The sequence below is a fragment of the Janthinobacterium lividum genome, from assembly GCF_011601275.1.
Classification (GTDB): domain Bacteria; phylum Pseudomonadota; class Gammaproteobacteria; order Burkholderiales; family Burkholderiaceae_D; genus Janthinobacterium; species Janthinobacterium lividum_E.
In genome coordinates, this window is sequence record NZ_JAAOLY010000004.1 from 227,096 (window position 1) to 238,901 (window position 11,806).

The window sequence follows — 11,806 nt, forward strand, 5'->3', positions numbered from 1 at the left end:
TTGCAAGAGTAAAGAGCAAGAGTACGGCGTATCGCTGCATCACTGCGGATGGGCCGCTACACGCAGTTTTTCCGCATTCGCCATATCTTGCCGGTACGTGTCTTGCGCATCTTTCAGGCAGGTGGCGCGCGCGGCTGACGGTTCGAGGCGGCAAGCTTTCTTGGCCTCGGCCAGGGCGGCGGCGATTTCCTTGCGCAGGGTGCGCAACTGGGCTTGCGCCGTGCTGTCTTCCTGGTACCAGCGTTGCGGGTCGCCCGGTTGCGGCGTGGTTGTCTGCGCCAATGCCAGCGGCGCCAGGCTGCAGGCGAACAGGGTTGCCAAGAGTGTGTTGTGGATAGTCATGATATTTCCTCCTTGAAATAAAAAAGGCGCCGTAGCGCCTTTTTTTACAACCTGCCCGTCAGTAATAGCAGGATCAGTATCACTACAACCAGGCCGGCGATGCCGCTGGGGCCGTAACCCCAGTTGCGGCTATGCGGCCAGGTGGGCAGGACGCCGACCAGGGCCAGGATCAAGATGATCAGAATGATGGTGCCCATGGTATCTCCTTGTTGGTACATGGTCCGGCGCAGGCTTGCTGGCAAGCCCGGCCAGGGGATTAATAGCGGTAGACGCGGCCGTCAACGACGCGCACGCGGTTGCCCGGGCGCAAATCATTGGCGTTGTCCTGCACCACGGTACGGTATTCGCCGTTGTCGAGACGCACGCTGATCTGGTAAGCCTGTGCCTGCTGTTTGCGGCCCTCGACCTGGTTGCCCACGACGCCGCCGGCAACGGCGCCCGCCACGGTGGCGGCCGTGCGTCCGCTGCCCGAACCGATGGTGTTGCCCAGCAGGGCGCCGGCGATGCCGCCGACCACGGCGCCGGCGCCGCTCGTTTGGCCGCTACCTTGCACGATCTGGATGGAGTCGACAGTGCCGTACATGGCGGACTCAGGCTGGTTGGCCGGGTAATATTGTTGTGACTGGGAAGGGCCGGTGGCGCAACCGCTGAGTACGGCGGTTGCGGCGAGCATCAGTGCAGCCAAAGTGGCGTTGGTTTTCATTTTATTCTCCTGACGAGGTGAGGGTGTAGTGCCATCTTAGTCATGCCCCCGTTCCCGGTCTGTACGCTGCCGCACGTACTTATTTGCGGTCGAAAATGCTATTGTTGGCCGGGATGATCCATTCAAACGTTGTTATTTCTCCCTGTCCGCCTTCCGCTTTCAAAATAACCACTTGTGTACGGCAGCGTACAGAAGAGAGGCGGCGATCCACGTAAAACGGTAGTCATGCCAAGCAGACATGCTTGGTACCACCAGGGAGAAATACAATATGAACAAGAATAAGCTTTTCACCGCCATCGTCGTCAGCCTGGCGTGCGCCGCCTGGGGCGGCCAGGCAGTGGCCGCCACGCCGGAAGCGAAAGCAGCCTACAAGGCGGCCAATGAACAGGCGGGCCTGAATTACAAGCTGGCGCATGCCGAGTGCGAAAAAATCACGGGCAACCCGAAGGATGTCTGCATCGCCGAAGCGAAGGCCGTGCGTACCTACGATGAAGCCGTGGCCCAGGCGCAATACACGAATACCCTGCGCGCCTACACGAAGGCGCGCATCAAGATTGCCGATGCGAACTACGACGTCGACCTGACACGCTGCAATGCGCTGACGGGCAACGACAAGGATGTCTGCGTCAAGCTGGCCAAGTCCACCAAGGTGGCGGCCCTGGCCGACGCCAAGGCGGACAAGAAAGTCATCGAAGCGCGCAGCGATGCGCGTGAAGCAAAAAGAAAAGCCGAGTACAAGGTCGCGACAGAAAAATGCGATGCATTAGCCGGCGCAGCCAAGGATGACTGTATCAAGGCTGCAAAAACCCAGTTTGGCTACTGAGCGCCCCAGGGCGCAATGTAATCAAGTTGGTATAAGAAGCTCATTGTGAGCACATTGATTGACCACTCCTAAGGAAAAAACCATGAAATTCACTAAATCTATCGCTACTGGCCTTTTCGTCGCTTCCCTGTTCGCCGTTGCAGGCTGCGCTTCGACCCCAACCAAGGAAGGCACGGGCGAGTACATCGACGACGCTGCGATCACCACCAAAGTGAAAGCCAGCATCTTCAATGAGCCTACCCTGAAATCGACGGAAATCAACGTTGAAACCTTCAAGGGCGTGGTTCAGCTGAGCGGTTTCGTGGCCCAGCCATCGGATGCCGCCAAAGCGGGCGAAGTTGCCCGTGGCGTAAAGGGCGTGAAGTCGGTGAAAAACGACATCCGCGTCAAGTAATGGCCTGACCTGCCGCAGCGGCCAGCCCACGGCTGGCGCTGCGGCCCACCACCGACCGTCGCGGGAATCGCATGCATATCCAGCCTTCAGATACCCCGCCCGAGCCGGTGGCGGCTGCCTCCACCGAGCCTGCCGGGCCACCTCCCGGCACGCCCGTGGAGCACTTGGACGCCTCCTTGCGTTTGCCGCTGCATGTCAATGCGCGTGGCATGGCGCTGGGCATCATCGCCACCGTCAGCTTCATTTATGCGCTGCAGTGGGCACAGAAATTCCTCATTCCCGTCATCTTCGGCATTTTCATTGCCTATACCCTCAATCCCGTCGTTGCCTGGCTGGAAAAGCTGCGCCTGCCGCGCGCCATCGGCGCCACGGCCGTCACGGCCCTGATCCTGTTCGGCTCCATCGTCGTGGTCGAGCGCGTGCAGGGCGAATTCGAATCCATCGTTGAAGAGCTGCCTGCCGCCACGCATAAACTGTCGCGGCTGATCGCCGCCAATACGGGCGGCAAGAACAGCACCTTCCAGAAGATGCAGGCCGTGGCCAATGAAATCGAGCAAGTGGCCGCCGGCGCCGAGGCGCGCCGCAACACGCGCCGCGCCGCGGCAGCGTCCGAAGGTCCCAACTTCAAGATCATGGACTGGGTATGGGCAGGCTCGCTGGGCCTGGTGGGTTTCATCAGCCAGGCCACCATGGTCATCTTCCTCGTGTTTTTCCTGTTGCTGTCGGGCGACACCTTCAAGCGCAAGCTCGTCAAGCTGACGGGACCGTCGCTGAGCCGCAAGAAGGTCACCGTGCACATCCTGGAAGACATCAATACGTCGATCCAGAACTATATGTTCATGCTGCTCGTCACGAATGTCTTGCTGGCCGTTTTGATGTGGATCGCCCTGCGCGTGATCGGCCTGGAAAACGCGGGCGCCTGGGCCATCGTGGCCGGCTTGCTGCACATCATGCCGTATTTTGGCCCCTTGCTCATCACCATCGCCACGGGCCTTGTCGCCTTCCTGCAATTCGAATCGCTGGAAATGGTCTTGCTGGTGACGGGTACGTCGATGGCCATCGCCACCCTGGTCGGCACCTTTGTCACCACCTGGATGACGGGGCGCATCGCCCGCATGAATCCCACGGCCGTGTTCATCAGCCTGCTGTTCTGGGGCTGGCTGTGGGGTGTCTGGGGCTTGCTGCTGGGTGTGCCCATCATCGTCATCGTGAAGGTTGTGGCCGAACGCGTGCAGGGCATGGAAGTGGTAGCCGAGCTGCTGGGCGAGTAAGTTGAAGTTCAATAAGAACAACGGCGCCCGCGGGCGCCGTTGTTGCGTGCAGACTGTTTACGACTGGTGGCGTTTGAGTATCTTGACTTGCACATCGCCATCTTCCGTCTTCGGCATATCCTTCATGCTGCCCAGCTGCAGGGCGAACTGGCGCGTGAATTCGGCGCCCAGGAAGAAGATTTGCGCCGAGTAATACACCCACAACAGCAGGGCCACCAGTGAACCGGCCGCGCCATAGCTGCTGGCCACGCCGCTATTGCCGATATACACGCCAATCGCATATTTTCCCAGTGAAAACATGAAAGCCGTGCCGATGGCGCCGATCAGCACGTCGCGCCAGGACAGGCGCACGCGCGGCAGCATTTTATAGATGACGGCAAACAGGCTGGCGATGACGGCAAAGCCGATCAGGTTCGACAGGATGGTAAACAGCACGGCCGTGTCCTTCCACACGCCTTCCCAGAAGTTGGCGAGGATGGCCATGGCAGCGTTGACCACCAACGACACCATCAGCAGGAAAGCCAGCACCAGCACCAGGCCGAAGGACAGCAGGCGCGTGCGCAGCATGTCCCAGGCGCCCGCCTCCTTCAGCGGCGGCACTTGCCAGATTTCATCGAGACTCGCTTTCAGTTCGGCAAACACGCTGGTGGCGCCAAACAGCAGCAGGGCGCTGGCGATGAGGGTGGCGATGCGCCCCTGCTCATGGTTCTTCGCGCCGGCCAGTACGAGCTGGATGGCTTCGGCGCCCTGCGTGCCCAGCAAGCCCTGCAATTGCCCCATCAGCTCGCCGCGCGCGGCGGCCGGGCCATAGAAAAAGCCGGCGATGGCGATCACCAGCACGAGGATGGGGGCGATGGAAAACAGGGTGTAATAGGCGAGGGCGGCGCCCTTGCTCGAGGCGCGGTGTTCCAGCCATTCGGTGACGGAACAGACGATGACACTGCGCATCTGCTTGCTGAACGGGGCCAGGCCGGCCAGTTTGGGATAGCGGGTAGAGAAATTCATGGTGGCTTTCAATGCAAAAAAGGGGCGCGAGCCCCTTTTTTTTATTCACAAGTGGCGTACCACTGTTCAGCTTATTGCACGCGGCGTTCGATGGTGATTTGTTCCACTTCAACGCGGCGGTTTGGTTCCAGGCACTTGATCAGGTCGGCACGTTTCTTGTTGTCGCAGGTGACGACAGGATTCGTGGAGCCCTTGCCTTCGGCCGTCAGGCGGTTGGCGGCGACACCGTGGGCGACCAGGTATTCCTTGACTGCATCAGCGCGCTGCTGCGACAGTTTCAGATTGTACTTGGGCGAACCGATGCGGTCGGCATAACCACTGATGACGACGTTGTTGACGTCTGGCGCTGCGGTCAGCACGCGGGCGATTTCGTCGAGCTTGGTCTGTGTCGGACCCAGCTTGGCGCTGTCGAACGCGAACAGTTCCGTTGCCGACATCGTCACTTTTTCAAAACGTGCAGGCGGCGGTGGCGGTGGTGGCGGCGGTGCAGGCGGTTTGTCGAACGCGTAGTTCAGGCCCACGGTGACGTAGTAGTTATTGGACTTGCTGCTCGGGTCGAAGGTATTGCCGCGCAGGAAACCGTGCACGTTGCGCACGTCAGCCTGGAGGGACAGTTGCTCGGTGATGCTGGACTGGAAACCCAGGCCGACGCTGGCGTATGGCGAGCTCTTGCTGCGTTCACCGAAGGCGAAGCTGGTGTCCTTGTCGCGCTGCATGCCGGCACCGACCAGCAGGAAAGGACGGAAGGCTTTACGCGAGAACATGTACAAGCCATCTACGCCCAGCGTATTTTGCTGGTAGCGCTGACCGCCATCCTTGGAACGGGCATACGTGGTGCCCAGCTGGATATCCCAATCCTGGGAAACAGGCTTACCGAAACGCAAGCCTGCGCCATAACCGGTTTTATCCGTGGCGAAGTCGGAATCTGGCTTGAGTGCGTTGATGCTAGGTTGAATATACCAGGAGGGATTGATTTCCTGGGCCTGTGCGCCGAGGGCAGAGCACAGGACTGCGGCGGCAACGGCGATTTTTTTTAGATTATTCACAAGTAACTCCCAACGTTGATAAGAGATTTTCTCTACGGCATCAAAACACTTCTTGCTACACATGCTATTGCTAGAGATAGACCACACTTCCAGGTGCGTTTTCTTGCGATAAATGCACTGCTGTTGGACTAGAGAATACGGATGCAGGTTCACCTGGTCGGTGCGCTGGCGCACAAAGCATTGTGGTATATCAATGGTGTTGCGGATTCACGACAAAGACTTTGATGTTGAAAAAAACTAATTTGCTAGGTGAAACTTTTCCACGCGCGGCCACTTCCGGGCACCGCGGCAAGAGGCAATCGTACGACTTGTCACCTGCATGCCACTGTATATTAGCAACAATGATGAGCTTGATAACTAATATTACATTGATGTTGTATTCCTGCCGCGTTCTGTTGCTTTTCCGGGCTTCTGCCAGGCAACTTTTGCGCGTCGCAGCCAGCTCCGCCACTTTTCATCAAGGAGTCACTCGTGCCTGACCTGCCCCGTGTTTTTTCTTTCCCGCCGTCTGGCAAACTGGGCACCTTGTGCCTGCTGCTGTCGCTGGGCCTGGCAATGCCGGCCTGGGCCGATAGCGGCGTGTCCCTGTTTTCACCGAGCGGTACGGTCAAGGCCGTGCGTCAGGTGCGGGTCCAGTTCGCCACGCCGATGGTGCCGTTCGGCGACATGGGCTTGCCCGCGCCGTTCGCCATCGATTGCGGCAAGGCCGAACCGGCCATGGTGGCGGGCGCGGGGCGCTGGGCCGACGAGCGCAACTGGAATTTCGATTTCGAGCGCGATTTGCTGGCTGGCGTGGCCTGCAGCTTCACCTTGAAGCCTGGCCTGAAGGATCAGGCGGGCCAGGCCTTGCAGGGGACAGCCTCGTACCGCTTTTCCACGGGCGGCCCGGCCATCGTCGAGGCCGTACCGTATGACGGCCAGCCCTACATCGATGAAAACCAGATCTTCGTGCTGGGCCTGGATGCCGCACCGAACGAGGCCAGCGTGGCCGCGAACGCGTATTGCCGCGCCGACGGCATCAATGAAAAGATTCCCGTGCGCCTGCTCAAAGGCAAGGAACTGGAGCAGGTATTGACCCTGCGCAAGAGCTTTCTCGACCGCTACCTGAGCGTGTATTTCAAGAAGCGGGGCGTCGTGTGGAAAGTGGGCATGCCGGTCGCCAGCAAGGGCGCGCCGCCGCTGCCTGTCACCGTGCTGCAATGCAAGCGCAGCTTCCCCGCCAATGCCAAGGTGTCGCTTGTGTGGGGCGAGGGCATCGCCAGCGCCAGCGGCATCGCTACGGAGAAGGCGCAGACCCTGCAGTTCAAGACGCGTCCGGATTTCACGGCCAAGTTCAGCTGCGAGCGCAGCAATCCGAAGGAGCAATGCATTCCCTTTCTGCCCATGCGCGTGCAGTTTTCCGCGCCCGTGAGCGCCGCGCAGGTGCGCGCCATGACCTTGAAGGGGGGCGGCAAGACGTATGCGCCGACGATTTCAAAAGAGGAGGAAAAGGCCGAATTCCTGTATAGCGCCGCCTTCAACGGCCCCTTTCCCGTGCAATCGAGTTTTGTCTTGAGCCTGCCGCCGAAACTGACGGATGACGCGGGCCGCGCCTTGCTCAACCGCGCGCGCTTCCCCATGACGGTGCGCACGGGCGAACAGCCGCCGCTGCTGAAGTTCCCGGCCCCGTTCGGCATCATCGAAGCGAAGGGCGACGGCTTGCTGCCCGTCACAGTGCGCAATATCGAACCCGTGCTGTCGGGCAAGGAAGTCGCCCAGCCATCCGCTGCCGCCACGGGCGCCACCTTGCGCGTGCCCGACAATGACGACAAGTTCATCATCGACTGGATGCAGCGCCTGGCCGGCAACGGTGATGGCGGCGAATACTGGCAGCCCTATGCCCAATATGCGGGCAACATGAGCAAATCCGTGCTGGCGGGCGCTTCCGGCACGCGCCCCATCAGCCTGCCGCGCCCCGAGGGCAAGAAAACCTTTGAAGTGATCGGCATCCCGCTGCAGAAACCGGGCTTTTATGTGGTCGAACTGGCCAGCCCCATCCTTGGCAAGGTGCTGCTGGGCAAACCGACGACGGCCTACATCCGCACGGCCGCGCTGGTGACGAATTTGGCGGCCCACTTCAAGCATGGCGCGCAATCGTCGCTCGTGTGGGTGACGTCGCTCGACAAGGGCGCGCCTGTTGCGAAAGCGCAAGTGGCCGTGCGCGACTGCGCCGGCAAGCTGTTGTGGCAAGGCGCCACGGGGGCGGACGGCGTGGCGCACATCCCCGGCGAGCTGGCCAATTCCAGCTGCAAGAACAATGGCCGCTACTTTATCAGTGCGCGCAGCGGCGGCGACATGACGTTTACCTTGTCGGACTGGGTGGGCGGCATCGAAGCGTGGCGCTTCAACTTGCCCACGGACGACACGCGCGCCGACAACACCCTGCTGGCTACGGTATTCGACCGCACCTTGCTGCGTGCCGGCGAAACCGTGCACATGAAGCATTTCATCCGCAAGCACACGGGCGAGGGCATGAGCCTGGTCGACAAGAACAACGGCCCCGGCAGCGCCACCTCCGTCGTCATCACGCACCAGGGCAGCGACCAGAACTACCAGCTGCCGCTGCGCTGGTCCGCCAGCGGCACGGCGGAAAGCGACTGGGTCATCCCCGCCGACGCCAAGCAGGGCGAATACAGTGTGACGATGGCGGGTCGCCCATCCGGTAGTTTCCGGGTGGAAGCGTTCCGCGTGCCGACCATGAAAGCCGTGCTGCAGGGGCCGAAAGCGCCCGCCGTGCAAGCGAAACAAGTGGCCCTCGATGCGCAAATCACGTACCTGGCCGGCGGCGCGGCCACGAATGCGCCCGTCAAGCTGCGCACGGTGCTGCAAGACAAGAGCGTGACGTTTGCCGATTATCCCGATGTCAGCTTCAGCAATGGCGACGTGAAGGAAGGGCTTGTGAAACAGGGCACCGGCTACGACGACGATGAAGGGGAATGGCAGGACGAAGGCAATGGCGGACGTGCTGGCGGCGGCGCGACTGCCGCGCGCACGCAAAGCTTGACCCTGGACAAGGCGGGCGGCGCGCGCATCGTCATCGACCAGCTGCCGCAGCTGTCCACGCCGCGCGACCTGGTGGCGGAAATGGCGTTCCAGGATGCGAATGGCGAGACGGCTTCCGTTGCCACGCGGGTGCCGCTGTGGCCATCGAACTATGTGATTGGCATCAAGCCAGACGCCTGGGCCTTGAGCAAGGATGCTTTCAAGTTCACCGTGGCCGTGCTGGGCACCAATGGCAAGCCCGTGGCGAATGCCTCGGTCGCCGTCGACTTCTTCCAGCGCAACAGCTATTCGCACCGCCGGCGCCTGATCGGCGGCTTCTATGCGTATGAAAACAGCAGCGAAGTGGTCAAGCTGGGCCCGGCGTGCTCGGGCAAGACGGACAACAAGGGCCTGTTGATTTGCGACGTCAAGGCGCCCGCCAGCGGCAATCTGATTTTGCGCGCCAGCACGCAGGATGCATCCGGCAACGCGGCCGTCGCCAACCGCGAAACCTGGGTGGCCGGCAGCGGCGACTGGTGGTTCAATGCCAGCGACAATGACCGCATCGACGTGCTGCCGGAAAAGAAACGCTATGAACCGGGCCAGGAAGCGAGCTTGCAGGTGCGCATGCCGTTCCGCTCGGGCACGGCGCTGATCACGGTCGAGCGCGAAGGCATCCTCGACACCTATGTGCGCCAGCTCAATGGCCGGGAACCGGTGGTGAATATCCCGGTCAAACCGAATTACGCGCCGAATGTGTATGTGTCCGTGTTTGTCGTGCGGGGCAGGGTCGATGGCGTGCAGCCGACGGCCCTGGTCGACTTGGGCAAGCCGGCTTACAAGATGGGCATCGCGCCGCTGAACGTGGGGTGGCAGGCGCATGAGCTGAACGTCATGGTGGTGTCGGACAAGGAGGTGTACAAGACGCGTGACAAGGCGGAGGTGTCCGTGCGCGTGCGCCGCGCCGATGGCAAGCCGTTGCCGGCCGGCGCCGAAGTGGCGCTGGCGGCCGTCGACACGGGACTGCTGGAACTGATGCCCAACGATAGCTGGAAATTGCTCGATGCCATGATGGCGCAGCGCAGCCTGCAGGTGGAAACGGCGACGGCGCAGATGCAGGTGATCGGCAAGCGCCACTTCGGCCGCAAGGCCTTCCCGGCCGGTGGTGGCGGCGGCAAGGGCGCCAGCCGCGAACTGTTCGACACTTTGCTGTTCTGGAAGGGTACCGTCAAGCTCGACGCCAAGGGCGAGGCGACAGTCCAGGTGCCGCTCAACGATTCGCTGACGGCGTTCCGCATCGTCGCCATCGCCAGCGCCGGCAAGAAATTGTTCGGCACGGGCAGCACGGACATCCGCAGCTCGCAAGACTTGATACTGATGTCGGGCTTGCCGACTCTCGTGCGCGAAGGCGACCAGCTGCGCGCCGGATTTACGGTGCGCAACACCTCGGCCGCCTCCTTGAGCGTGGACCTGAACGCCAGCGCGGCCGGCAAGGCCTTGCCGCGCCAGAGTTTAACGTTGGCGGCGGGCGAAGCGCGCGAAGTGGGATGGGATTACCAGGTGCCGCTCGGCGCGCAGCAGATTGTGTGGGAGATCGGCGCCAAGGCGGGTAGCCATACCGATAAACTGAAAATCACGCAAAAGGTGGGCCAGGCCACGCCCGTGCGCACCTACCAGGCTACCTTGCAGCAGGTCGACAAACCCATCAATATGTCCGTGCAGATGCCGGCCGGCGCCTTGCCGGGCCGGGGCGGCATCCAGACCAGCTTTGTCGCCAAGCTCGGTGGCGAGCTGCCTGGCGTGCGCGAGTACATGGCCGCCTATCCGTACACCTGCTTCGAGCAAAACACGTCGAAAGCCATCGCCCTGCAAGACGAGGAGGCGTGGAACAAGCTGGCCGCCAGCCTGCCCGCCTACCTGGACAGCGACGGCATGCTGAAATACTTTCCCATCATGGAGCAGGGCAGCGACAGCCTGACGGCGTATGTGCTGTCGGCAACCCGGGAAGCTGGCTATGCAATTCCGGAACAGACGAAGAACCGCATGGAAGCAGCCTTGACGGCCTTCGTGCAGGGCCGCATCGTGCGCCGTTCCGCACTGGACACGACCGACTTGGCCGTGCGCAAGCTCGCCGCCCTGGAAGCGCTGTCGCGTTCGAACAAGGTTCCGCCCGATGCGCTGGAAAGCATCAGCATCAACCCGAACCTGTGGCCCACCTCGGCCGTCATCGACTGGAGCTTGTTGCTGCAACGCACGCCAGGCCTGGCGCGCCGCGATGCGCTGCTGGCCGAGGCGCAGCAGATTTTGCGCAGCCGTTTGAACTTCCAGGGCACGACCATGGGCTTTTCCACCGAGCGCAAAGATAACTGGTGGTGGCTGATGGTGTCCGGCGACGTCAACGCCAACCGCCTGTTGCTGGCCGTGATGGACAACCCGGCGTGGAAGGATGACATCGGCCGCCTCGTGCGCGGCAGCATGGGCCGCCAGAAGAAGGGCCGCTGGGATACGACGGTAGCCAACGCCTGGGGCACCCTGGCCATCAATAAATTCTCGGCCAAGTTCGAAGCCACGCCAGTGACGGGCGCCAGCGCCGTCAAGCTGGGCGGCGATACGCAAGCGCTTGTGTGGAATGGCGCGGCGAAAGTGGGACCCGTGCTGCAAGCATGGCCGAAAGGCACGGATACCCTGGGCCTGGCGCACAGCGGCACGGGCAAGCCTTGGGCCACCGTGCAAAGCCTGGCGGCCATCCCGCTCAAGGCACCCTTGTCCAGCGGCTACACGATCAAGAAAACTATTACGCCGGTGGAACAGAAGACGGCGGGTGCATGGTCGCGCGGCGACGTCTACCGCGTGCGCCTGGACTTGTCCGCCCAGGCGGACATGAGCTGGGTGGTGGTCGACGATCCGATTCCCGCCAGCGCCACCGTGCTGGGCAATGGCCTGGGCCGCGATTCGCAGCTGATGACGGCCGGCGAAAAGTCCACTGGCTGGGTCTGGCCGACGTTCGAGGAGCGGGCCTTCGACGCCTTCCGTGCCTATTACGCGTTCGTGCCGAAGGGTAACTGGAGCGTGGAATACACGGTGCGCTTGAACAATGCCGGGGATTTCAGCCTGCCAGCCACGCGCATCGAAGCCATGTATTCGCCCGAGATGTTTGGCGAGTCGCCGAACGCGAACGTTAAGGTGGCGCAGTGAAAGCTA

Annotated in this window: 9 protein-coding genes; 4 read left to right on the forward strand and 5 right to left on the reverse strand. The window is 61.8% G+C overall.

Annotation, left to right across the window (positions count from 1 at the left end; genetic code table 11):
• Positions 1–39: 39 nt before the first annotated feature.
• Genes GYK42_RS08345 through GYK42_RS08355 form a run of 3 tightly spaced genes read right to left on the reverse strand, consistent with a single transcriptional unit; the run spans position 40 to position 1,045 of the window.
• The gene (locus GYK42_RS08345; RefSeq protein WP_046682429.1) at positions 40–342 is read right to left on the reverse strand and encodes a hypothetical protein; all 303 of its coding nucleotides are present in this window, start codon (positions 340–342) and stop codon (positions 40–42) included.
• A gap of 44 nt (positions 343–386) precedes the next feature.
• Positions 387–539, reverse strand: a complete 153-nt coding sequence (locus tag GYK42_RS08350) for a DUF3309 family protein (protein ID WP_010396415.1) — start codon at positions 537–539, stop codon at positions 387–389.
• A gap of 59 nt (positions 540–598) precedes the next feature.
• Positions 599–1,045, reverse strand: coding sequence for a glycine zipper 2TM domain-containing protein (locus GYK42_RS08355; protein WP_046682430.1), 447 nt, complete (start codon positions 1,043–1,045; stop codon positions 599–601).
• 268 nt (positions 1,046–1,313) lie between these two features.
• On the opposite strand from GYK42_RS08355, the gene GYK42_RS08360 reads away from it, so the two are divergent.
• From GYK42_RS08360 to GYK42_RS08370, 3 genes are all read left to right on the forward strand, one after another.
• Positions 1,314–1,868, forward strand: coding sequence for a hypothetical protein (locus GYK42_RS08360; protein WP_034786326.1), 555 nt, complete (start codon positions 1,314–1,316; stop codon positions 1,866–1,868).
• Positions 1,869–1,950: 82 nt separating this feature from the next.
• Entirely contained in the window at positions 1,951–2,262 is a 312-nt protein-coding gene (locus GYK42_RS08365; RefSeq protein ID WP_046682432.1) for a BON domain-containing protein, read from the forward strand.
• Between the two features lie 71 nt (positions 2,263–2,333).
• The gene (locus GYK42_RS08370; protein WP_431190162.1) at positions 2,334–3,533 is read left to right on the forward strand and encodes an AI-2E family transporter; all 1,200 of its coding nucleotides are present in this window, start codon (positions 2,334–2,336) and stop codon (positions 3,531–3,533) included.
• 57 nt (positions 3,534–3,590) lie between these two features.
• Here GYK42_RS08370 and GYK42_RS08375 read toward each other — a convergent pair whose 3' ends face one another.
• Both GYK42_RS08375 and GYK42_RS08380 read right to left on the reverse strand, forming a co-directional pair.
• Positions 3,591–4,538 carry a YihY/virulence factor BrkB family protein gene (locus tag GYK42_RS08375; protein WP_046682434.1) on the reverse strand — a complete coding sequence of 316 codons (948 nt, stop codon included), beginning with the start codon at positions 4,536–4,538 and terminating at the stop codon, positions 3,591–3,593.
• Positions 4,539–4,609: 71 nt separating this feature from the next.
• Entirely contained in the window at positions 4,610–5,584 is a 975-nt protein-coding gene (locus tag GYK42_RS08380; RefSeq protein WP_166447104.1) for an OmpA family protein, read from the reverse strand.
• Between the two features lie 471 nt (positions 5,585–6,055).
• Between GYK42_RS08380 and GYK42_RS08385 the strand changes: the two genes are divergently transcribed.
• Positions 6,056–11,800, forward strand: coding sequence for an alpha-2-macroglobulin family protein (locus GYK42_RS08385; protein ID WP_346768075.1), 5,745 nt, complete (start codon positions 6,056–6,058; stop codon positions 11,798–11,800).
• Positions 11,801–11,806 lie beyond the last annotated feature (6 nt).